This window comes from Nocardioides baculatus, assembly GCF_016735675.1.
In the GTDB taxonomy this organism is placed as follows: domain Bacteria; phylum Actinomycetota; class Actinomycetes; order Propionibacteriales; family Nocardioidaceae; genus Nocardioides; species Nocardioides baculatus.
The window spans coordinates 592064-613238 of record NZ_JAERSG010000002.1 but is presented as its reverse complement, the minus strand read 5'-3'; the positions used below and the strand labels follow the sequence as shown (position 1 = coordinate 613238).

20 protein-coding genes and 1 tRNA gene are annotated in these 21175 nt (G+C 71.8%); 5 read left to right on the top strand and 16 right to left on the bottom strand.

What is annotated here, in order from left to right:
- Positions 1 to 103: 103 nt before the first annotated feature.
- The 5 genes from hrpB to JI751_RS08710 form a co-directional block, all read right to left on the bottom strand.
- Positions 104 to 2632: an ATP-dependent helicase HrpB gene (gene hrpB / locus JI751_RS08730; protein WP_307814029.1), complete on the bottom strand. Its 2529-nt coding sequence runs from the start codon at positions 2630 to 2632 to the stop codon at positions 104 to 106.
- Positions 2633 to 2641: 9 nt separating this feature from the next.
- Positions 2642 to 3484, bottom strand: a complete 843-nt coding sequence (locus JI751_RS08725; RefSeq protein ID WP_201935524.1) for an SDR family NAD(P)-dependent oxidoreductase — start codon at positions 3482 to 3484, stop codon at positions 2642 to 2644.
- A 48-nt stretch (positions 3485 to 3532) separates the two neighbouring features.
- Positions 3533 to 3606: transfer RNA gene (locus tag JI751_RS08720), tRNA-Gly, on the bottom strand.
- Positions 3607 to 3711: 105 nt separating this feature from the next.
- Positions 3712 to 5088 carry an NAD-dependent succinate-semialdehyde dehydrogenase gene (locus JI751_RS08715; RefSeq protein ID WP_201935522.1) on the bottom strand — a complete coding sequence of 459 codons (1377 nt, stop codon included), beginning with the start codon at positions 5086 to 5088 and terminating at the stop codon, positions 3712 to 3714.
- Positions 5089 to 5206: 118 nt separating this feature from the next.
- On the bottom strand, positions 5207 to 6235 hold the full coding sequence (locus tag JI751_RS08710) for an aldo/keto reductase (protein ID WP_201935520.1): 1029 nt from the start codon (positions 6233 to 6235) through the stop codon (positions 5207 to 5209).
- 155 nt (positions 6236 to 6390) lie between these two features.
- Between JI751_RS08710 and JI751_RS08705 the strand changes: the two genes are divergently transcribed.
- Together JI751_RS08705 and JI751_RS08700 are read left to right on the top strand one after the other, a co-directional pair.
- Positions 6391 to 6612: a hypothetical protein gene (locus tag JI751_RS08705; protein ID WP_201935518.1), complete on the top strand. Its 222-nt coding sequence runs from the start codon at positions 6391 to 6393 to the stop codon at positions 6610 to 6612.
- 152 nt (positions 6613 to 6764) lie between these two features.
- Positions 6765 to 7604 carry an SCO6745 family protein gene (locus JI751_RS08700; protein ID WP_201935516.1) on the top strand — a complete coding sequence of 280 codons (840 nt, stop codon included), beginning with the start codon at positions 6765 to 6767 and terminating at the stop codon, positions 7602 to 7604.
- Between the two features lie 6 nt (positions 7605 to 7610).
- Here the strand turns inward: JI751_RS08700 and JI751_RS08695 are convergent, their stop codons facing one another.
- Together JI751_RS08695 and JI751_RS08690 are read right to left on the bottom strand one after the other, a co-directional pair.
- On the bottom strand, positions 7611 to 9344 hold the full coding sequence (locus tag JI751_RS08695) for a DEAD/DEAH box helicase (RefSeq protein ID WP_307814027.1): 1734 nt from the start codon (positions 9342 to 9344) through the stop codon (positions 7611 to 7613).
- Between the two features lie 150 nt (positions 9345 to 9494).
- Complete coding sequence (locus JI751_RS08690) at positions 9495 to 10277, bottom strand: alpha/beta fold hydrolase (RefSeq protein ID WP_201935514.1); 783 nt, start codon at positions 10275 to 10277, stop codon at positions 9495 to 9497.
- A 331-nt stretch (positions 10278 to 10608) separates the two neighbouring features.
- Between JI751_RS08690 and JI751_RS08685 the strand changes: the two genes are divergently transcribed.
- The gene (locus tag JI751_RS08685; RefSeq protein ID WP_201935513.1) at positions 10609 to 11442 is read left to right on the top strand and encodes an MBL fold metallo-hydrolase; all 834 of its coding nucleotides are present in this window, start codon (positions 10609 to 10611) and stop codon (positions 11440 to 11442) included.
- 222 nt (positions 11443 to 11664) lie between these two features.
- Here JI751_RS08685 and JI751_RS08680 read toward each other — a convergent pair whose 3' ends face one another.
- Positions 11665 to 12927: an HNH endonuclease signature motif containing protein gene (locus tag JI751_RS08680; RefSeq protein ID WP_201935511.1), complete on the bottom strand. Its 1263-nt coding sequence runs from the start codon at positions 12925 to 12927 to the stop codon at positions 11665 to 11667.
- Between the two features lie 199 nt (positions 12928 to 13126).
- The gene (locus JI751_RS08675; protein ID WP_201935509.1) at positions 13127 to 13537 is read right to left on the bottom strand and encodes a hypothetical protein; all 411 of its coding nucleotides are present in this window, start codon (positions 13535 to 13537) and stop codon (positions 13127 to 13129) included.
- 61 nt (positions 13538 to 13598) lie between these two features.
- Between JI751_RS08675 and JI751_RS21775 the strand changes: the two genes are divergently transcribed.
- Positions 13599 to 14138: a TetR/AcrR family transcriptional regulator gene (locus JI751_RS21775; RefSeq protein ID WP_201935508.1), complete on the top strand. Its 540-nt coding sequence runs from the start codon at positions 13599 to 13601 to the stop codon at positions 14136 to 14138.
- An 82-nt stretch (positions 14139 to 14220) separates the two neighbouring features.
- Here the strand turns inward: JI751_RS21775 and JI751_RS08665 are convergent, their stop codons facing one another.
- From JI751_RS08665 to JI751_RS08645, 5 genes are all read right to left on the bottom strand, one after another.
- Positions 14221 to 15945 carry a thiamine pyrophosphate-dependent enzyme gene (locus JI751_RS08665; RefSeq protein ID WP_201935507.1) on the bottom strand — a complete coding sequence of 575 codons (1725 nt, stop codon included), beginning with the start codon at positions 15943 to 15945 and terminating at the stop codon, positions 14221 to 14223.
- Positions 15946 to 16022: 77 nt separating this feature from the next.
- Complete coding sequence (locus JI751_RS08660) at positions 16023 to 16781, bottom strand: cyclase family protein (RefSeq protein WP_201935506.1); 759 nt, start codon at positions 16779 to 16781, stop codon at positions 16023 to 16025.
- 22 nt (positions 16782 to 16803) lie between these two features.
- Entirely contained in the window at positions 16804 to 17280 is a 477-nt protein-coding gene (locus JI751_RS08655) for an SRPBCC family protein (protein ID WP_201935505.1), read from the bottom strand.
- Complete coding sequence (locus JI751_RS08650) at positions 17277 to 18041, bottom strand: mycothiol-dependent nitroreductase Rv2466c family protein (RefSeq protein WP_201935504.1); 765 nt, start codon at positions 18039 to 18041, stop codon at positions 17277 to 17279. Before JI751_RS08650 ends, JI751_RS08655 begins: the two co-directional genes overlap by 4 nt.
- A complete protein-coding gene (locus JI751_RS08645) occupies positions 18038 to 18886 on the bottom strand; it encodes an SCO6745 family protein (protein WP_201935502.1) in 849 nt (282 codons plus the stop codon). The genes JI751_RS08650 and JI751_RS08645 overlap by 4 nt, the downstream gene beginning before the upstream one ends.
- A gap of 76 nt (positions 18887 to 18962) precedes the next feature.
- On the opposite strand from JI751_RS08645, the gene JI751_RS08640 reads away from it, so the two are divergent.
- Complete coding sequence (locus tag JI751_RS08640; protein WP_201935500.1) at positions 18963 to 19925, top strand: class II glutamine amidotransferase; 963 nt, start codon at positions 18963 to 18965, stop codon at positions 19923 to 19925.
- Here JI751_RS08640 and JI751_RS08635 read toward each other — a convergent pair.
- Together JI751_RS08635 and JI751_RS08630 are read right to left on the bottom strand one after the other, a co-directional pair.
- Entirely contained in the window at positions 19922 to 20536 is a 615-nt protein-coding gene (locus JI751_RS08635) for a hypothetical protein (RefSeq protein WP_201935498.1), read from the bottom strand. The two genes, JI751_RS08640 and JI751_RS08635, sit on opposite strands and share 4 nt — an antisense overlap.
- Positions 20533 to 21147, bottom strand: coding sequence for an FMN-binding negative transcriptional regulator (locus JI751_RS08630; RefSeq protein ID WP_307814024.1), 615 nt, complete (start codon positions 21145 to 21147; stop codon positions 20533 to 20535). The genes JI751_RS08635 and JI751_RS08630 overlap by 4 nt, the downstream gene beginning before the upstream one ends.
- Between the last annotated feature and the right edge of the window lie 28 nt (positions 21148 to 21175).

Genomic DNA, 21175 nt, shown 5'->3' with positions numbered 1-21175 from the left:
CACCTCGCGATGGGAGGTGCCTCGGACTCGAGGACGCTGCCTGCAACTCCACTACGGAAACACGATGACCGCCGCATGTCGAATCCCGACCGGCGCCCTCCGCTCAGCTCCGGGGTGCCCGGTTCGTCCGCGCCGTGGGCGGTGCGCTGCGGGGATCGTCGGGCCAGGCGTGCTTGGGATAGCGCCCCCGCAGGTCGGCTCGCACGCCCGGGTAGCCGTTGTCCCAGAAGGACTCCAGGTCAGCGGTGACGGCTGCGGGACGCCCGGCGGGTGAGAGGAGGTGCAGCAGGAGCGGGACCCTGCCGCCCGCCAGCGCCGGCACTGCGGTCCAGCCGAACACCTCTTGGAGCCGCACGGCGAGCACCGGCTGGTCGTGGGAGTATTCGATCCGCACGGTCGACCCGCTGGGCACCTGCACGCGCGCGGGGGCCAGCTCGTCGAGCCTGCCCGCCTCCTGCCACGGCACCCTTGCTCGGAGGGCGGCGGCCACATCGATGCGACGGAGGTCCTGGGCCGATCGGACGCGCGCCAGCTGCGGTCCGAGCCAGGCGTCGAGGTCGTCGGTCAGTGTCGCGTCGCTCACGTCCGGCCACGGGTCACCGATCGCGCGGTGCAGGAAGTCGAGCCGGGCGCGCAGACCCGTGGCCGCCTCCGTCCACATGAGGAGGGCGATCCCCTCGCGCGCGAGGGCCTGGGCGATCGCCTCGCTCACGGCCGCCGCCGGGGGGTCGCTCAGCGGGACCGAGCCGAGCTCGATGGCGCCCAACAGCGTCCGTCGCCGAGCCAGCACCCGACCACCCGTCCAGGTGACCTGGTCCGCCTCGGTCCACATCGACGCCGCCGCCTCCAGCGCGAGGTCCTCGGTGAGGGGGGCCGCCGCGCGGATCCGGGCCTCACGCTGCCCGGGTCGTCGCTCGGCGTCGCCGACCGCCAGCCACTCCAGCCCCGCCAGCGGCCCCGGAGCGCGCGGATCGAGCGCGGCGCCCGTCCCGGACGCCATCAGGTAGCTCGACGTGCCCGTGCGCCTGCGTGCGATCCGGTCCGGGTGCGCCAGAGCCACCACGAGGCCGACCGCCACGTCGTCGGTGAGCCTCCGACTGTCCGTCGTCGCGTGCGATTCCGCCCCGGTCCCCCGCCCTGCGGCCACCTCCTCGAGCCGGGTCACCTGACGGCGCCACCCCGCTGCTCGCTGGTCACCGCGCAGCGACCGGAGCGCCGCCACGAGGTCCGCGCCCGGAGCGCGTACGTCCTCGCTCAGCATCGCGACGACCTCCGCGGCCCGCGTGGCACCGACCAGGTCGGTGCCGTCGATGAGGGCACGCGCCAGCCTGGGGTCGACCGGAACACCGGCGATCAACCGGCCCCGTGGGGTGACCTCCCGGTCCTCGGTCAATGCCCCCAGACCCACCAGCACCGCCGTGGCCGCCGCCAGGGCGTGCGCCGGCGGATGGTCGAGCAGCGCCAGCTCACGGATGTCCGCGCCCCAGCAGGCCACCTCCAGGGCGAAGGCCGTCAGGTCCGCGGTGGCGATCTCCGGCTCCGGATGGGCGGCCAGGTGGGCGTGCTCGGCCTCGGACCAGCACCGCAGCACCGTCCCCGGCCCCAGCCGCCCGGCCCGTCCCGCCCGCTGCTCGGCACCCGCCCGACTCACCGCGACCGTGACCAGGGACGCCAGTCCGCGTCGATGGTCGGTGAGCGGCTCGCGCGAGAACCCGGCGTCCACCACGACCCGCACCCCGGGCACCGTCAGCGACGACTCGGCGACCGCGGTCGAGACGATCACGCGGCGACGCGGCCCCTCGCGGAGCGCGCGGTCCTGCTCGGCGCTGGGCAGACGTCCGTGCAGGGGATGCACGGCGGCGTCCACCGAGGCCAGGCGCCGTACGGTCGTCTCGACCTCCGCGACACCCGGCACGAAGACCAGGACGTCTCCCTCGTGCGCGGCCAGCGCCCGCCGCACCGTTGCCGCGACATGGTCGTGGAAGGCCGGGGTGATGCCCCGCTCGTCGGTACGCCGCGCGCCCGCCGGCAGGGGGCACCACACCGTCTGGACCGGGTGCAGCGCACCGGGGACCGTGATCACGGGCGCACCCTCCGGATCGAGCAGCGCAGCGGTCCGCTCGGCCTCGACGGTGGCTGACATCGCCACCACGGCCAGGTCCTCACGCAGGTTGGCCCGGACATCGACGAGGAGCGCCAGGGTCAGGTCGGCATCGAGGTGGCGCTCGTGCACCTCGTCGAGCACGACCGCCCCGACCCCGGCCAGCTCCGGGTCGTGCTGGATCCGGCGGAGCAGGAGGCCCGTCGTGACGACCTCGATGCGCGTACGCCGACCGACGCGGCGCTCCCCGCGCACGGCGTACCCGACGGTCTCGCCGATCGGTTCCCCGAGCAGCTGCGCGAGTCGACGGGCTGCGGCGCGGGCCGCGAGGCGGCTGGGCTGCGTGACGACGACCCGACCGGCGACGACCCCTGCCACCGCCGGCGGCACGAGGGTCGTCTTGCCGGTGCCCGGCGGCGCCTGGACCACCGCGACTCCATGGGAGCCGAGTGCCTCGACCAGCGCCGGCAGCCCCACCGTGACCGGGAGGTCGGGCGGCGCGGCGAGCAGGTCCTGCAGCGGGTCGGACACGCGTGCCGGTCAGGCGAGGCCGGTGAGCGCGGCGGATCGCTCCCAGAGGCCGTCGATCAGCGCGCGGTCGCTGGCCTGCCTGTTCTCCCGGCCGTCGATCGAGAAGCGGCTGAAGTATCGCCCGTCGACCTCGGGGTCGGGCCCGCGCTCGGCGAGGGCGATGAGCGGCGCGGCACCGTCCGGGACGCTGATCGTCGCGAAGCGAGCCAGCGGCGTGCGGTAGAGCAGGCCGACGATCGCGGAGTCGCGCCCGAAGGAGGAGCCCACCGGACCCGGGTGGACGGCCACCGAGGCGATCCCGGCGTCTGCCCATCGCTCGGCGATGCCGCGGGTGAAGAGGATGTTCATCAGCTTGCCGGTGCCGTAGGCGGCGAACTCGCGGGCCTTGCGGTGCTCGTAGTCCAGGTCGTCGAGCACGACCTTGCCCATCAGGTTGGCGATGCTGGACGTGTTCACCACGAGCGAGCGACCAGCGGCGGCCAGCGTCGGGCGGAGCAGGTGGGTCAGCAGGAACGGCGCCAGGTGGTTGACCTGGAAGTTGGGCTCGTGGCCGTCATGGGTGGTCCGCGACGGGGCGAACGTCCCGCCTGCGTTGTTCATCAGCACGTCGAGCGAGCCGACCCGCTCGGCAACCTGCTCGGCAAGGCGGCGTACGTCGTCGAGGCGCGAGAAGTCCGCGACCAGCGGCTCCGTGCCCACAGCCGCGGCGATCGGGCGGAGCTTGTCGGCCGAGCGGCCGGTGACATGGACGGTGGCACCCCGCTGGGAGAGGACCTTCGCGGTCTCGGCGCCGATCCCGTCGCTCGCGCCCGTCACCAGGACCGTACGGCCCGCCATCGTCTGCTCGGTCATGCCTCGAGCCTAGGCCGCGCGTGCTGAGGACCGACCGGCGAGGAGAAGTGGAGCGGACGCGAGGATTTGAACCTCGACCATCTCCCTGGAAGGGAGCCGTGCTGCAACTACACCACGTCCGCATGTGCCGGCCCTGACGGGCGCAGCAGGAGCAAGTGTGCACCACCCCGGATGCGCACGAGCCGGCCCCCCTTGTTGTGGGAGACCGGCTCGACGGCTGGCGGGGCTCAGCCGGCAGGCGTGTAGATGAGCTTCTTGTTGACGAACTCGTCGATGCCGTAGGGGCCGAGCTCGCGACCGACACCCGAGCGCTTCGTGCCGCCGAACGGGAGGTCGGCGGCCGAGCCCTGCGCGCTGTTGATCCACACCATGCCGGTGTCGAGCTGGTCGGCGACCTGCTGCGCCTTCGTGGTGTCGGAGCTCCACACGACGCCGCCCAGGCCGAACGACGAGTCGTTGGCGAGCGCGACGGCCTCGGCGGCGTCGGCGACGCGGTAGACGACGGCAGCGGGGCCGAAGAGCTCCTCGCGGTAGGCGCGCATGTCGGGCGTGACGTCGGTGAGCACGGTGGCCTCGACGAAGGCGCCCGGTCGGTCCAGGCGCGTACCGCCGGTGCGGAGCGTCGCTCCCTTGGACACGGCGTCCTCGACCTGCTCGAGCAGCGTGGTCGCGGCGGCATCCGAGGACAGCGGACCGAAGCCGCTGGACTGGTCGAACGGGTCGCCCGGCGTGAGCGAGCCCATGGCCGCGGTGAACTGCTCGACGAAGTCGTCGTAGAGGTCGTCGACGACGATCATCCGCTTCGCGCCGTTGCACGCCTGGCCGGCGTTGCCCATCCGGCCGCGGACGGCCGACTTCACCGCGGCACCGAGGTCGTCGGCGTCGAGCAGGATGAACGGGTCGGAGCCGCCGAGCTCGAGCACGACCTTCTTGAGGTTGCGCCCGGCGACCTCGGCGACGGCGGAGCCGGCCCGCTCGGAGCCGGTGACCGAGACGCCGACGACGCGGGGGTCGGCGATGATGTCGGCCGACTGGTCATTGGTGGCGAAGAGGTTGATGTAGGCGTCGGCCGGGAGCCCGGCGTCAGCGAAGATCCGCTCGATCGCGAGCGCCGACTCGGGGCACTGCGGGGCGTGCTTGAGCAGGATCGTGTTGCCGACCATCAGGTTGGGCGCGGCGAACCGGGCCACCTGGTAGTAGGGAAAGTTCCACGGCATGATCCCGAGCAGCGGGCCGACCGACTCCTTGCGGACGATCGCGCTGCCGCCCATCGCCGGGTCGAGCGGTGCGTCGGCGAGCAGGGTCGGGCCCTGGTCGGCGTAGTAGCGGAAGATCGACGACACCAGCTTGATCTCGCCCTTGCCCTCGCGGACCGGCTTGCCCATCTCGCGGGCGATGATCGCGGCGAGCTCGTCAGCCCGCTCGTCGTAGAGGTCGGCAACCCGCCGGAGCACCTGCGCCCGCTCGTCCTTCGACGTCGTGCGCCACTCGCCGTACTCCGCGTGACTGCGCGCGAGGGCGTCCTGCACCTCGGCGTCGGTCGCGGTCGGGAACTCCTTCTCGACCTCGCCGGTGGACGGGTTGGTGACCTGGTAGTCGCTCATGCTGTTCCTCTCGAACGGGAGTGGGGACGCGCGTGCGTCCCCACTTCCGAACGTACGCACGGGCGCGGGCCTCACAAGGGCTGCGCCGCGTGAGGAGTCACACCGTGCGGATCGGGAATCAGCCGCCGGCGAGGTCGCGGCTGCGCTGCTCGACGCCCAGCTCACCGTAGGGGTAGTCCGTGGCCCCGAGGTCGCTCGCCTCGTCGAGGACCGCCTGCTCCTCCGCCGACAGCACGAGCCCGGCGGCCTTGAGGTTGGCCGCGAGCTGCTCCGTGGTGCGGGCGCCGAGGATGGTGGAGGTGACGGCGGGGCGGTTGGTCACCCACGACAGCGCGACCTCGGCCATCGACACCCCGCGGTCGTGCGCGACGCGCTCGACGGCGTCGATGATCCGCCAGGTGCGCTCGCTCCCCCGCCGGTCCCAGGCCTCCATGCCGCGACCGGGGTCCTCCCCGAGCCGGGTGTCGCCGCTGGGGCGCTGGTCGCGGGTGTACTTCCCCGAGAGCCAGCCGCCGCCCAGCGGGCTCCACGGCAGCAGGCCCATCCCGGCGTCGAGCGCGGCCGGCACGACCTCCCACTCGATCTCGCGGACGATCAGGCTGTACTGCGGCTGGAGGGTCACCGGCTCGCGCAGGCCCAGCGCTCGCGCCGTGTGCACGGCCTTCGTCAGCTCCCACCCGGTGAAGTTGGAGAGGCCGTAGTAGTGGATCTTGCCGGCCTGGACGAACCCGTCGAGCGTGCGCAGCGTCTCCTCGATCGGCGTGTGGGGGTCAGTCGCGTGGACCTGGTAGAGGTCGACCGCGTCGACGCCGAGCCGGCGGAGGGAGGCGTCGAGGGCGCGGGTGAGGTGACGCGTGGACAGCCCGCTGTCGTTGGGACCGGAGCCCATGGGGAAACGGCCCTTGGTCGCGAGGACGACCTGGCCGGTCACGTCGCCGGGACGGTCGGCCCACCACCGGCCGATGATCTCCTCGGAGACCCCGGCGGAGTAGACGTCGGCCGTGTCGACGAGCGTCCCGCCGGCCTCGACGAACATGTCGAGCTGGGCATGGGACCCGGCCTCGTCGGTCTCGGCGCCGAAGGTCATCGTCCCGAGGCACAGCTCGGAGACCGCGCAGCCGCTCTTGCCCATCAGTCGGTATCGCATCCCGTCAATGTAGCCGCGGGCTGCTACTCGTGGCCCGCCCCGCAGGTGGGTGGACAAACTTTGGACAAATTCCTGCGCAGGTGCATCCGCTGTGGCGTGAGACACGGAGAAGTCGGTGTCGGGTGACCCGCACCCCACCAACGAAGGGATCAGACATGAAGCGCATGCTCGTCGCCACCTCGATCGCCGCACTCGCTCTCCTCGGCTCCGCCGGTGCAGCGTCCGCCGCACCCGCCGACGCCGCCTGCTTCGGCGGGATCCACAAGGCCATCAACACCCAGAGCGCGCTCGGCCTCGACAACGTCGGCCAGCTCGTGAAGGCGGTCGGCGGCCAGGCGAAGAACGACGCCGCGCGCGGCCTCTGCGCCGCCGGCTGACCTGCCGGCCTCGATCGACGGAGGGCGCCCTCGAACCCCCAGCCTGGGCGCCCTCTGTCTCGATGTCGTGTCGCCTTGTCGTATCGCCGTCGACTCGTTCGTCGTAGGTGTGGAGGCCGCAGGTGGCGGCCCGAGCGCCGAGGAGACCGACGATGACGCACCCCGAGTCCGTGGCCCGCAGGATGTTCGACCTCGTCGAGCCCATCGGGCTGGTCAACTTCTTCGCCGACGAGCCCAACGAGGCGATGGCCGCGTTGGGCTTCTCCCGCTACTGGGACGGCTACTTCGCTGGGCGGTCTGCTCCCCTGGGTCTCGTGTCTGCGGAGGTCGTCGACGCCGCGTTCTACAACTTCGGCCCCGGTGAGGCAGCGCGGCACATCCCCGCTGTGTGGGACACCGCCACTCCGGACGAAGCGCATGCCGCCCGGCAACGGGGATGCGTGACCGCGCTCGTCCACTTCCTCGGCGACCTCGTCGGCACGCCCGAGCTGTCGCGCGCCGCTGACCTCCTGACCCTGGCCTCCGTGAGTGCGCCGGTCGAAGGTCGCGTGATGTACGCCGCCCTCCGCGCGCTGCCGATCCCCGACGATCCGGTCGCCAGGCTCTGGCACGCCGCCAACATGCTCCGCGAGCACCGCGGCGACGGCCACATCGCGGCGCTCATGGCCGAGCAGGTCGACCGCACCGAGTGCCACGTCCTCCTCGCTCTCTCCGAAGGCATCCACCCCGCCGAGACGTTCGGGCGGATCCACCACCTGCCCCAGCCCTACCTGGCGTCCGTGATGGCCGGTCTGCGGGATCGGGGGCTGGTTGACGGGACCGGCCACTTCACCGATGCCGGACGGGCGACCAAGGAGCGCATCGAGGCGATGACCGACCGCCTCGCCGCGTCACCGTACGCAGCGCTCGATCCCGACGCGCTCGACGAGCTGGCCGCCGTGCTGGCGCCGATCGCAGGGCGCCTGAGGGCCGGCATGGGTCTTCCGGGCTGAGCGGGTTCAGACGTCGCCGTCGGTGAGGGCGGTGCTCGGCAGCCAGTCGGCCCCGAGGAGCTGCGCGACATCGGCGAGCTCGCCGGTGTCGCCGCCCACGGTGTCGGAGGCCGCGGCGATCCGCTCCACCATCACCCTCCCGACCTGCTCCTCCACGGTGCCCTCGGCATAGGCGATGTGCCACGGCGAGACCTGGTGGTCGCGGTGCGTGCGACCGGTGACCTGTCGCCCGGCGATGCCCGAGAACCGTGCCTGGTGGAAGACGCCCACGCGCGGCTCCGTGCTCGCCTGCCGTCCGTCGGCGAGGGTCTCGCCGGCGTGCAGGCTGATGGACGCGACGGTGGTGAAGACGCACACCTTCGCCTCGCCGGTCTGGAACCGCAGCCGTTCGGCCTCCGGGTCGAACCGGTCGCGCCCGTAGATCGTGGCGACCGCGATCCCCGCGTCGCGGAGCCGGTCGGCGATCGGGTCGGCCGCGGTCGAGACGAACTCGACCGAGCAGGCCACCTGTCGCTCGGCCTCGACCTGCTGGGCGATCCAGGCAACGGTCGAGTCGACGCGGATCAGGCCGGCCTTCTGGCGGAAACGCAGCAGCGCGGCCCGCCCCTTCGCGACGCTGCGACCGCGGCGCGCAATGTCCATCTCGCGGCAGAACTCGCCCCACTCGGCGTCGTACGCCGCCCGCTCGGCCGGGGTGAGCGCGACCGGCATGCCGGAGATCGGCACCGGCCCCCAGGGGGCCGCGCGATGCAGCATCGCGGGGGGCCGTTCCTCGTCGAGCCAGCCGCGGACGAGCTTGAGGTCGGCCGCGCGCCTCGCCGGATCGGTGGTCCAGGACGCGCCGTAGCGCCCGCGCTCGACGCCGACGCCGTGCCGCTCGAGGGCGTCGGCGAACAGCTCGGCGGGCCTGGTCGCCGAGGTCCACTCCCGCATCGGCTCGCCCAGCACCTGGGCGTAGGCGGGTGCGAGGTAGGGCAGCTCCAGCGGCGTGTGCCCGGGTGTCGCGGTGGTGGCGATGACGAACGGCGCGCGGTCGTGGGGCTTGCCGTGTCCCGAGATCTTCGCCCACAGCTTCCAGCGCTTGGTCGTCGTACGCCGCAGGGCGTGGGCCTCGTCGGCGATGATCACGTCCCACTCGTGGTCCGTGACCTTGTCGAGGCGGTCCCACGTGATCACGACCCACTCCAGGCCGCCGTTGCCGAGCGCCTCGATGGTGCGACACCAGTGGCCGATCGTGATCGCCGCGGGACGGTCGGCGACGACCAGCACCCGGCGCGCGCCGCGGAGGTCCCCCACTGCGATTGCCCCCAGCACGGCCGAGATCGTCTTGCCCACGCCGGGCTCGTCGGCGAGCAGGAACTGCCGCCCGCCGGCCTCGGCCCGCGCAGCGATCGCGTCCGCCGCCTCGAACTGGATCCGCCGCGGCTCCAGCGCCTCCGTCGGCTCAGGATCGGGGGTGCGATCGTCGGGGTTGAGCGTGTTCTCGAGGAAGCGGCCCAGCGTGTAGGGACCCGGTGCGTACGGCTCGAGGTGCTTGGGCAGACGGCGCCCCACGTGCAGGTGCATCTTGGGGACCGGGTGCCACGTGGCGCCGTCGACCTGCACGCCGTACGGCACGTCGAGCACCCACAGCCGCTCCCCCGGCCCGGCAACCGGCAGCGGCCTGGGCTGGCGCTTGCCGCTCCTGCGCCCGGGCGTGCTGCTGCGCCGTCGCGCGCTGGATCGACGGGAGCTGGCCACCTCCCGACGCTACCGGCGTGTCACGGTCGTACGCCGGTGGCTCGCCCGGCGTAGTGCGGGCGGTCGAGGCAGTCGAGGCGTCACGAAGGAGTTCGACTCGTTCCGAACGACTATCCGGCTAAGCGCCCTCGGCGGGCAGCGCGACCGGCCTCAACTGGTGCTGTCGAGGATCAGTCGGGTCGCCTCATGCGGTGCGTCCCATTGTGGGAAGTGCCCACACCGCTCGAACCAGTGCAGCACAGCATCCGGGAACAGCTCCGTCGCACGTGCGGCCTGCTTCGGCACGGTCACCAGGTCACGACGACCCCAACCGATCGTGACCCGGCCGGGCACGGTGCCGGCCGGCGCACCCTGCTGCTTGGGCCCCTTGGTCAGGGCGTCCAAGGCCGCGCCGGTCGACGGCGACTCCGCCAGCCCGCGCACATCCGGCAGCACGGTCTCGCGCGAGAGTGCCCAGGGCCGGGCCGACAACTGCGCCAACAGCAGCGTCCTTCCCACCGGGTTGCCCAGCAGTGCTGGCAGCGTGCCTCGCAGCGCCCGGACCAGAGCGATCGACGGCCGAAGCGTGGCCCCGAAGACGGCGAGCTCGCGGTCGCTCCAGAAACCACCCGGGTCCAACGCCACGGTGTCGCCGCCGACACCTCGCCGTGCGAGCTCGAGCACCATTCGGCCACCCATCGACTGACCGACCGTCGACACCCCGTCCAGACCCTGTTCGCGGATGAACTCTGCGACGGAGTCGGTCAGGGTGGCGATCGAGACCTCGCCGGCCAAAGGAGGCGACTCGCCGAAACCCGGCAGGTCGACGGCGATGACCTCACGGCTCGCGGCCAGCTCGTCGATGATCGGAGACCAGGATCGCCAACCAGCGCCCAGACCGTGCACGAGCAACAACGGCCGGCCGCTTCCGCGGCGCACATGGTTCAACGTCATTTCTTGAACGCTAGCCCACGCTGAAAGCTGTGCACCGCCACCGCGAGCCGATCCGCAACGAGACACACCGATCCGCACCCTCCACAGCTGCCGCATCCGGACGTTTCGATGCGACCGGCGCTGAGCACCCTGACGTGCCGGTCCATGCAGACCAGGATGCGTCGGCGGTCTGGCCCCGCGCCGACAAGCGACGGCAAGACGCGCCGAGAGGAGCCGGAATCGGCTCCGTCAACTGGGAAGGTGGGATGTGGCGGTCTTCGCCGCCCAGTGCAGCGCTCGCACTCCCGCTGGACTCGACGAGCCGTACCACCACAACAGCAAGGAACCACACATGCTCACACAGATCGCTGACGGCGTTCTGGTCCACCAGAGCGAGCTACTTCTCAACAACACCACCGTCGTGCAAGGCCAAGCCGGCGTGCTGGTCATCGACGCCGGGATCACGGGCTCCGAGATGGCTTGCCTCGCGAACGACGTTCGCGAACTCGGCCAGGCGGTGGTAGCGGGCTTCTCGACGCACCCGGATTGGGACCACGTGCTGTGGCACACCGACCTCGGTGAAGCGCCGCGCTACGCGACAGCGCGCTGTGCGGCCGTCATGCAGCAGGTGCGGTCGACCGCGGACTGGCAGGCGCGCGCCGCGGCGGGGCTCCCACCCGAGATCGCCGACGAGACGCCACTGGACCTCTACGGCCGCATCACCGGTCTGCCCCCTCGAACACGGCGGGTTCCCTGGAACGGACCCGAAGTCCAGATCATCGAACACCCGGCTCACGCCCCGGGCCACGCGGCACTGTTGATCGAGGAATGCAGAGTGCTCGCCGTCGGCGACATGCTTTCCGACGTCTTCGTTCCCATGCTCGACGACTTCGACGACACCAACGACCCGGTGCAGGACTACCTCGTCGGGCTGCAGCTGCTGGACGACCTGGCAGGCAGGGTCGACATCGTCGTCCCCGGCCACGGGTCCGTCGGCGGAGCCGGTCACCTACGCGCACGGATCGACCAGGACCGCACCTACGTGCTCGCCTTGCGCGACGGCCATACTCCCGACGACCCACGAATCAACACGCCCCAGCCCGGCTGGGAATGGGTCGCCGACATACACACTGGGCAGGCGCGGAGCCTCGCTCAAAGGCGCCAGCATGACGAGACACTCGATTGACGAGACCGCCGCCGACAGCTGAGACCACGCCAAGCAGACGCTCCGCTCGAGAAGCAGGTGCGGCAGGGGTGAGCGCGGGCGCGCGACATGGAACTCATCGCCCGCGCGTGCACACCGGATGCCCTCACCCCGCTATGGCGGACGACGGGCACTCGTACCCCAGAGCCTCGTTGAGGCAACCGACAGGCGGCGGTTCGACTGCCCTCCATCGGAACCTCACTCCTACGTCCGCATCACGAAGTTGACCTTGTTGTCCGCGTGGACGGTCATCGCGTAGCGGGAGTCGTGGGCGAGGCGGTGGTGGCGCGGGCACAGGAACCGGCCGTTGGCGAGGTCGGTGAGGCCGCCGCGCGACCACGCGTCGTCGTGGTGGGCGTGGCAGCCCGACGCGGTCGTCTCGCAGCCACGAGCCGTGCAGCCGCCGTCGCGCAGGCCGAGGGCGATGCGCTGGGCCTTGCTGAAGAGCCGTCGCGCCCGGCCGAGGTCGAGGGGCTGGGACTTCCCGCCGAGGACGACCGGGATGATCCCCGCCTCGCATGCCAACCGACGCGCTTGAGCAGCTGACATCCGTGTCCCGTCGTCGAGCAGCGCGGTGGCGTGGTCGCCCAGCAGGTCCTGCAACGTCATCGTGACCACGACGGTGGCGTTGACCCCGGCGGTCTGCGGCATCACATCCACCGGATATCGCTCGACGTACTCGACGAACGCCTCACCCATCCGCCGACGAGACGGCTTCCACTCCCCCGACCCATCGCGCAGGTCGTCGCTGCTGTGACGGGCCGGGTTGGCTATGGCGAGCAGCGTCCGCTTCAGGATCGCGCCCACGTGGGACGGCACCGTGAACCTGCCGTGGCAGCGGCCCTCGCCGTCGTCGACCATCGTGAAGTCCACCGACTGCGCAGCGCGGCGCTCCTCGTCCTCCAACCGCTTCGCCTCGTGGGACTCCCCCACCTCCGGTGCCACCGTGTCGAGGATCCGCTTGCCCAGCTGCTTCAACTCCCGCGCATCGTGCACACGAGCCAGCTCGAGCAACGCCGCCTCGGCCCGCTCGCGGACCTCGTCGTCCACGTGGGACGGCAGTGCGCCGACCGCCTCCACGATGACCCGCGCCTGCTCCACCCGCAGCGTCCCGTCCGCGAGTCGGCGTGCGACCTCGGTGTGCTGCGGCGCATCCAGTGCGACCCCCAGCCTTGTGAGCCGGTTGGCCTCCGACTGCGTCATTCGGCTCCGCCGGGCCCACCACTGATGCGTGTGCCGCGCCCCGACCACATCACCGAGCCGTCGACGGTCAGCCTCCGCCACCGTCCGGCACTGCACCGCCGCCACCCGACTCGCCGCCGTGGTCGCTGCGTCCAGCACCCGGATCACGTCCGCATCCACCAGGCCACCCGCCGACAGGGAACCCAGGTCGTCCAGCACCGCGTCGAAGCGGCCGAGCAGCGCGTCCACGACCGGCGACGAACCGTCACCCGGAACGAGCCACACCGCACTCACAGGACCAGACCTCTCCACGCCGCGAGGGCGCGTCGACAACAGATGGAGCGGCCTGTGTCATGAGGTGTGTGCAGCCGGTGATCGGCTATCCGGAGGGCCCGAGCACGCTGGCTCGAATCTTTCTCCCAACCTAGCCGGACCCACCGACAGTGCCGTCGCACCAACGAGTCGTGCGCGCCTCCCGTCCCCGTCAGCTCGCTCTGACCGTCGACGCGACGCACACGCCGAGGCAACCGAAGTAGACGACTCCCGCGAACAGCGCGTGGAAGGCCACGCGCCAGGGCATCCGACCGCGGAAGATGGAGGCGACGACGACGGGGTAGTTGCGCCGCTTCGACGTGGTCCCGGTCTGGTGGTGCACCCGCGCCAGCAGCATCCTGTCGCCGTACGTGTTGCCCACGGTGATGGCCGCGAAGGATCCCCACGCGGCGACGAGGCTGTCGGTCGCCACGAAGGCGATCCAGAGAACCAGCCCCAGCAGCGCCGCCACCCAGTGGACGGTGACCGTGGGCGCGTCCCCGCGGCCGCGGCGCCACCACGTCGCGAGCAGCGAGGCCCCCATCAACGCCTGGATCACGAACGCGAGGAGGACGAACGCCATCCTGCCAAGCTACTACGAACGTAGTGCCGTGTCACTACGTTCGTAGTGCTACGTTCGCTGCGTGCCGACCACCAAGGACCGTGCCCTCCGCGCCGCCGTCGAGGAGGTGGGTGACCACGGGATCCGTGCCCTGACGCATGCGCGCGTCGACGCGCGCGCCGGCCTGCCCATGGGGTCGACCTCGAACTGGTTCCGCACCAGGTCCGCGCTGGTCGAGGGCGTCGTCGCGCACCTCGCGGACGAGGAGCGGGCCATGGCGCCCGCCGGCGACGTCGTCACGGCAGCCGACCTGGTCGATCTCCTCACGGCGATGGTCGAGCGCGCCTCGGGGCCCGACGCCGCACGGACCCGCGTCCGGCTCGCGCTCTCCCTCGAGGTGGCCCACAGCCCCCAGCTCCGCGCGCCGCTGCAGGCGCAACGCGCCGCCTTCGTCGCGTGGGCGGCCGGTCTCCTCGCTGACGTCGGCGCCCCACAGCCGACCCAGGCGGCTCGCACCCTGCTGGCGTGCGGGAACGGACTGATCTTCCACCGGCTGACCGTGGAGCCCGACGCGGAGGTCCGTCCCGTCATCGAGCGCGCGGTGAGGGCCTGCCTGTCCTGACCCACGCTCACCGGTCCGGGCGTACGGCCGGGCTCGAGGACGTTGTGCCCGGAGGCGACTGCGCCGGGCTCGGCGAACGCTCCTACTCGGGGGACACGGCGAACTCCTTCGTCTTGGCGATCGCGAACCCCCAGCCCTGCGCCAGGGTCGGCTTCGGCGGAAGCGCGATCTCGTCGGGGTTGGTCAGGACGTCGAGCAGCACGGGGCCGGGATGGGCCAGCGCGTCTGCGACGGCACCATCCACGTCGTGCGGGTCGGTCACCCTGATCCCCCGCATCCCGATGGCCTCGGCCACCTTGGCGAAGTCGGGGTTGTGCAGGACGGTGCCGAACTCGGGCAGCCCCACCTGCTCCATCTCGAGCTTCACCATCCCGAGCCGGCCGTTGTCGAAGACGACCAGCTTGACCGGCAGCTCCTCGCTCACGGCCGTGATCAGGTCCCCCAGGAGCATGGAGATCCCACCGTCACCGCACAGCGCGATCACCTGGCGGTCGCGCTCGAGTGCCTGCGCACCGAGAGCCATCGGCATCGCGTTGGCCATCGAGCCCAGGTTGTAGGAACCCAGCAGCCGCCGCTTCCCGTTCATCCGGATGAAGCGGCTCAACCACACCGTGGACATGCCGGTGTCGGTGGTGAAGACGGCGTCGTCGTCCGCGTGCCGCTCGATGGCCGCCGCCAGCAGCTCGGGCCGGATCAACCCGTCGGGGTTGTCCACCTTGCGTCGCAGCAACCCGACCTTCTTGTGGTCGTAGTCGGCGTCGGTGAAGTGCTGCTGCCCGCTCACCCACCGCTCGTAGAGCTTGCGCGCCTCGTCGAGGTGGCCCCGGTCGGACTTCTCCTGCAGCAACGGCAGCAGCGCGGCCAGCGACAGGCGCGAGTCGCCCACGACCGCGTGGTCGACCGGCGTACGCCGTCCGATGTGGGCACCACGGAGGTCGAGCTGGACGACGGTCTTGCCGGTGGGGAGGAACTCCGGGTAGGGGAAGTCGGTGCCGATGAGCACCAGCGCATCGCACGCCTCGAAGGCCTTCGCGGTGGCCGGGTTGCCGATGAGACCGGACTGGCCGATCTCGTAGGGGTTGTCGTCGTCGAAGCCCTCCTTGGCCTTGAGGGAGAGCACCATCGGCGCCGACAGCAGCTCAGCGGCCCGGAACACCTCGTCGCGGGCGTGGCGGGCACCCTGCCCGACGAGGAACGTCACCGACCCGGCAGCGTTGATGGCATCGGCGGCAGCGCGTACGGCGTCGGGGTCGGGACCCAGCACCGGCTGGGCGGGCAGGAACCGCGGGACGGCGGTGTTCTTCGGCAGGTCGAGACCGCCCACGTCGCCGGGAAGGCTCAGCACGGCGACGCCACGCTCGGAGAGCGCCGCGTTGACCGCCTGCTCGATGATCCGGGGCACCTGGTCGATGCTGGTGATGGTCTCGCAGAAGACCGAGACGTCGGCGAAGAGCACGTCGTTGTCGACCTCCTGGAAGAAGTCCGAGCCCATCTCCTCGCGCGGCACCTGCCCGCAGATCGCGAGGACGGGGGTCTTCGACTTCTTCGCGTCGTAGAGACCGTTGATGAGGTGGATGGCGCCCGGACCGACGGTGCCCATGCACACGGCCAGGTCGTCGGTCAGCTGTGACTGCGCCGAGGCAGCGAACGCCGCGGCCTCTTCGTGCCGCACCGCCATCCACTCGACCCGGTCCTCGCGACGGATCGCGTCGGTGACGGGGTTGAGCGCATCCCCCACCACGCCCCAGACCTGCCGGACTCCGTGGTCGGCGAGGGACTCGATCAACAGCTCAGCGACAGTGGTCATGACCCCACGGTGCCACCCCGGCAGTCACCCGATACCACCCCGAGGGTGGTCCGTTGGGTGGTCCGACGGGGCGGACCTCAACGGTCGACGATCGCGAAGACCCGTGCCGGGAAGCCGGACCCCTCCTGCGGCTTGGGCCAGGTCGCGACCACGAGGGCGCCGGTGGCCGGCACCCGGTCGAGCCCGGCCAGCATCTCGATCTGCCACTTGTCCGCGCCGAGGATGTAGGTCTCGGCCGGCGCCGAGCCAGCCCCGACGACTGCGCCGGGGTCGGTGTCGGTGGTGTCGTGGCCGACTGCAGAGACGTGGCGCTCCTCCACGAGGAACGTCAGGGCGTCGACGCCCCAGCCCGGGTAGTGGGCCAGGCCGTCGGCGTCGCGGTTGGCCATCGCGTCGCCGTCGGGCCAGCGGTCGGCCCACCCGGTGAGCAGCGCGACGAACGCGCCCTCAGGGATCTCGCCGTGCTCGGCCTCGTGCGCCCGGATGTCGTCGACCGAGACGATGTGGTCGACGTCAGCAGCCGCCTGGGGGCGTACGTCGACCACGACCAGCGGCAGGATCATGTCGGTCACCGGCAGCTCGTCGAGGAAGCGACCTCCGCGGGCGAAGTGCGCTGGCGGGTCGACGTGCGTGCCCCACTGGCCGATGTGCGTGAAGCGGTGCGCGAGGAACCCCGTGCCCGTCGCGCCGACCCCCTCGTCGAAGTGGAACAACGTCTCGCGCTCCTCGTCCGGGAACGCGTGGTAGTGCGGGATCCCCGGCCCGAACGCGTGGGTCAGGTCGATCCACTCGCACGAGCGGAGGCGGGCGAGGACGTCGGTGAGGGTGTCGGCCATCCGTGCAGGCTAGCCCGGCGGCTCAGGCGGACTCGGCGATCTGCTTGATGGCGGCGAGCGTGCGGGGGATGCCGTCGTACGCCAGCCGGGTGCGCTCCTCGATCTCGGCACGTGCGCGGTCGCCGTACTTCTCCGCGAACATCGCCAGCCCGTCGGGAGTGAACTCCCACGTCTCGGTGAGTCGGGTGCCCGCGTCGGTCGGCTCCATGACGAAGGCCCACCGGACGAACGCGCCGCCGACGAGCCAGGCGAACTCACGTCCGCGGTCAGCTGCCACGACCTGCGACCGGGTCTCCCAGGTGCGGTCGGGGAGCTCGTTGCGACCGACGAACCATGCGCCGACCCGGCCGGCCTCGGCGTCGTCCTCCCACCAGCAGGCGGTGCACACTGGGCTCCACTCGCCGGTGCGGGCGATGTCGCTGACGAGGTCGTAGACCTCCTCGGGCGTGGCCGCGACGACCACCGAGTCCTGGTGGGTCCGTGCCTCAGGCTCCGTCATCCGCGCTCACTCCTCTGTCGTCGGCTGCCGCCGTGCCAGTCCTCCTGCTGCCCGATGCTGTCGGGGTCCACGCCGAAACCGATCAGCTGCGGACGCTCGCGCAGGCTGCGCTTCAGCTCCGCGAAGCCCGGGAACCGGGCCAGGCCGACCACGTGGTCCCAGAGCTCGACCGCCCGGTCCGGGTCCGGCAGCCGGCTGATCACGGGACCGAAGAAGGCCACCCCGTCCGGCGGTTCGAAGTGGATGATCGGCGTGCCCACGTCCTTGCCGGTCAGCGCGAGCGCCTCGTCACCGTCCGCACGGATCGCGTCGTCCCACGACGGGTCGTCGAGGGCGTCGGCGAGCTCGGTCGGCAGGCCCGCCTCACGCAGGATCGGCTCGACGTACGCCCGGGTGCCGCGCTGCTCGCGGTTGGCCTCCTCATCGCCCGAGCCGCCGGGGTCGGCGGGAGGTGAGTCGAAGATGTGCGCGCCGAGGGCCGCCTGCAGGGAGTCGACCGCTCCGGCGCCGTGCTCCTCGCGGGCCCGTGCGACGACGCGCAGCAGGCGCAGGCCGGCGGTGTGCCCGGCCTCGTACTCCGGCGGGAAGTGCGCGTCGTAGTCGATGTGCTCGTTGATCAGGCGCAGCGAGATGAAGCGCCAGTCCACGGTCAGGCCGCGTTCGGCCTGCACCATCCGGATCCACTTGCTGGTCAGCCAGCAGAACGGGCAGACCGGGTCGAAGTAGAAGCGGACGTCGGTCGAGTCGCTGCCGGTGCTCATGCGAACACCCCGGCCGGGAAGGCGCCGTTGGTCAGCGCGGTGGTGACCAGCGGCCGGCAGAGGTCGGTGAGCCGGTGCGTACCGGCCTCCCCGAGGTGGTCCCACGGCGCGTACGCGCTCTCCTCCGTCCGTCGCTCGACCGCCTTCCTGAGCGCGACTCCGTCCTCGGTGAGCTGTCCGGTCGGCGTCATCAGGCCGCGCGCCTCGAGTCCCGCCACGGCCGCCGACCACTCCTCGTCGGACCAAGCACGGGTCGCCTGGGCGGCGGGCTGGGTGAAGCCCTTGCCGGTCGCGGTGTGCGTGACCAAGGCCTCGATGCCGCTGAGGTCGGCGCCGATCAGCGCGGCGACGTGGCCGTCCCCGCGGTGCTCGCGGAGCAGGGTGAGCGCGTGGAAGAGGACCATGTGCGGCTCGTCCGGCCAGGGCAGGTCGGCATGGGCCGCGTAGAGCGGACGACCGGGGACGGTGCACCCGTCGGTGGCGGTGCGGGCGAGGTCGGCGGCCTCCGCGACCTCGTCGGAGGCCAGCGCCTCCTCGCCGAGGAGGCGGGTCCACGCGGCCGACACCCCGCGGTAGCGGGCCGCGACCACGTCCTCCGGCGCGGCCGACTCCCAGGCCGCCGGGATGAAGTGCGCGACCAGCGAGGGGTTGAAGACGTAGAACGTCGCCGCCACGGGCCCGGCGCCGACGCGACCCATGGCCGCCGCGCGCGAGGCGAAGTAGGTGGCGCGCCCCTTGCGGACGCCGGCACCGATCACCTCCGCCTCGACCTCGGGTGCGAAGTAGCCCAGGGCGTGCAGGGGCTCCAGCAGGCGGGCGGTGCGTCCGGCGAGGCGAGGATCCATGCCTCCTTCCTACCGTGCCGACCGAGCAGGCCCCTAGGGTGGCGGGCCGTGGTCGCTCGCCGCCACACACCCAACCGTGGAGGAAACCAGGTGCCGCGTGCTCGCCTACATCGGGCCGGAGACGCCCCTCGAGGGCCTGCTCCTCACTCCGTCGAACAGCCTCATCAACCAGGCCCTCGACCCCGAGCACTACCCGGATCTCCACCTGGCGGGATGGGGTTTCGCCGCCTGGAGCGAGCACCTGCTCAAGCCGGATGACCCCTTCCTCTACCGCCGGCCCATGGCTGCGTTCTACGACGACAACGCAGGTCGGATCATCCCGAGCCTCCAGGCGAGCACGGTCCTCGGCCACGTGCGGGCGGCGGCGTACGACTCCGCCGTCGTGCTCGCCGACGAGAACTGCCACCCGTTCTCCTACGCCGAGACGACGTGGGTCCTGGCCCAGAACGGCAACCTGCCGAGCTGGATGCTCCTCCAGAGGGAGCTCCTGCAGCACTGCGAGGACCGGTACCTCACGCAGATGCGCGGGACCACGGACACGGAGTTCCTCTACGTGCTCCTGCTCTCGCTGCTCGAGGGCGACCGCGACGAGGACGTGCAGCGCGCAGTCGAGGAGATGGTGCGACTCATCGCGAAGGCGATGCAGGACCTGGGCCTGCAGGCGCTGACCAAGCTGAAGATGGCCCTGGTGCCGCCGGGCCGGATCGTCGGGATCAACGTCGGGCTCGGCCACCACGGTGAGACGGACCCGACCGGCGACTGGAGGAAGCTGCGCGAGTCCGGCCCGGGCACCGACGACTACGCCCTGTCGATGGTCCTGGAGCCGATGTACGTGATCCTGGGGCGCAACTTCGAGGAGGACGAGACGTCCTACGCCTTCGAGGAGTGCAGCGAGGATGAGGCGACCGCTGCCATCTTCGCCTCGGAGGCCCTGACCGAGGACGAGGACGGCTGGTCCCACCTCGAGTTCGGCGAGATCGTGTTCCTGGAGAGGTCGGGCGACCACGTCCACCGCACCGTGAGGCGTCTGGAGGTCTAGGTGCGCTCGACCGTGGTCACCACGCTCGTCACCGAAGGCCGCGCGGGTGTCGAGGAGAAGCCGAACCGGCAGGGCGGGTCGACCGGAGCGAGCTGACCCAGCGCCGTCCCTCGCCACTCCCCCGAGATGCCGGTGACCGACACCACCGAGGTCGCGCCGTACCACTCCCGCCGGTCGTCGCCGGCGCTCCCGCGCGTGCGTACGCCGCGCATCACCACGCGCGCGACCGGGTCGACCAGGGCGCACCAGGCGGGCGCGGTCGCGATGCGGGACGGCACGAGGCCGAGGGCGAAGCCGAGCGGCGTACGGCCTCCGACCACGAGGCGCAGGGACAACGAAGGCGTGGTGACCTGCCAGCCGTCGGCGGTGTCCACCACCGACACCGGCTCGATGACCTCCTCGTCGAACGAGTAGGTCGCGGCGACGAAGTCACGCACCTGCTCCGACGGGGCGAGCAGGACGCGGTGGCCCGAGGCGTCCTCGAGCATCACGTCGGCGAACGGCCCCCACGGTCCGTCGTCCCACCGGCCGACGACGACGCGGATCCCGGACGTGCTGCCGACGCCGGCGATCCGGCCGCTGAAGCGCTCGCGGATGCGGCCCGGCCTCACTCCGTCACCAGGCGCGACGGGTCCCGTCCGTCCGCGGACAGCCCGTGGGCCACGCCTGCTCGGTCCTCGTCGGAGCGGTTCTGGCTGAGCTTGGCCTTCGCCTCCACCGACGACACGACGAGCTCGACGCCGACGATGGGTCGGACGTTCTTGTCGATGTAGTCCGGCGGCGCGTCCGAGACCGCCCACGGTTCGGCCCGCGCGGACTCGTGGCGGTCCGTCAGACGCGTGACGAGCGCCCGCACCCACGCGGGGTCGTCGTGCACGTCCACCGACCCGCGCAGGTGCACGACGGAGTAGTTCCACGTCGGCACGACCTTGCCGTGCTCGGCCTTGGTGGCGTACCAGCTCGGCGACACGTACGTGTCCGGTCCCGTCACGATCGCCAGCGCCGGCGAGCCGTCGACGATCCGCCGCCAGTGCCCGTTCGCGCGGGCGAGGTGGCCGACCAACCGGTCGCCCTCCCACAGCACGGGCAGGAAGGTCGCATCGGGCACGCCGTCCTCCCCCACCGTCACCAGCTGGGCGGTGGCGATCGCGTGGACGAACGGGCGTACGTCGTCGGCGTCCATCACGTTGAAGCGCGGCGTGTAGAGGGAGGCGTCGGGCACGAGGCCATCCTGCCGCAGTGATCAGGCA

Bases quoted from the DNA above. Each gene is read 5' to 3' on its own strand.
- JI751_RS08725 (WP_201935524.1), bottom strand. From the start codon at position 3,484: ATGACCGAGCAGACGATGGCGGGCCGTACGGTCCTGGTGACGGGCGCG.
- JI751_RS08715 (WP_201935522.1), bottom strand. From the start codon at position 5,088: ATGAGCGACTACCAGGTCACCAACCCGTCCACCGGCGAGGTCGAGAAG.
- JI751_RS08710 (WP_201935520.1), bottom strand. From the start codon at position 6,235: ATGCGATACCGACTGATGGGCAAGAGCGGCTGCGCGGTCTCCGAGCTG.
- JI751_RS08705 (WP_201935518.1), top strand. From the start codon at position 6,391: ATGAAGCGCATGCTCGTCGCCACCTCGATCGCCGCACTCGCTCTCCTC.
- JI751_RS08700 (WP_201935516.1), top strand. From the start codon at position 6,765: ATGACGCACCCCGAGTCCGTGGCCCGCAGGATGTTCGACCTCGTCGAG.
- JI751_RS08690 (WP_201935514.1), bottom strand. From the start codon at position 10,277: ATGACGTTGAACCATGTGCGCCGCGGAAGCGGCCGGCCGTTGTTGCTC.
- JI751_RS08685 (WP_201935513.1), top strand. From the start codon at position 10,609: ATGCTCACACAGATCGCTGACGGCGTTCTGGTCCACCAGAGCGAGCTA.
- JI751_RS08675 (WP_201935509.1), bottom strand. From the start codon at position 13,537: ATGGCGTTCGTCCTCCTCGCGTTCGTGATCCAGGCGTTGATGGGGGCC.
- JI751_RS08665 (WP_201935507.1), bottom strand. From the start codon at position 15,945: ATGACCACTGTCGCTGAGCTGTTGATCGAGTCCCTCGCCGACCACGGA.
- JI751_RS08660 (WP_201935506.1), bottom strand. From the start codon at position 16,781: ATGGCCGACACCCTCACCGACGTCCTCGCCCGCCTCCGCTCGTGCGAG.
- JI751_RS08655 (WP_201935505.1), bottom strand. From the start codon at position 17,280: ATGACGGAGCCTGAGGCACGGACCCACCAGGACTCGGTGGTCGTCGCG.
- JI751_RS08650 (WP_201935504.1), bottom strand. From the start codon at position 18,041: ATGAGCACCGGCAGCGACTCGACCGACGTCCGCTTCTACTTCGACCCG.
- JI751_RS08645 (WP_201935502.1), bottom strand. From the start codon at position 18,886: ATGGATCCTCGCCTCGCCGGACGCACCGCCCGCCTGCTGGAGCCCCTG.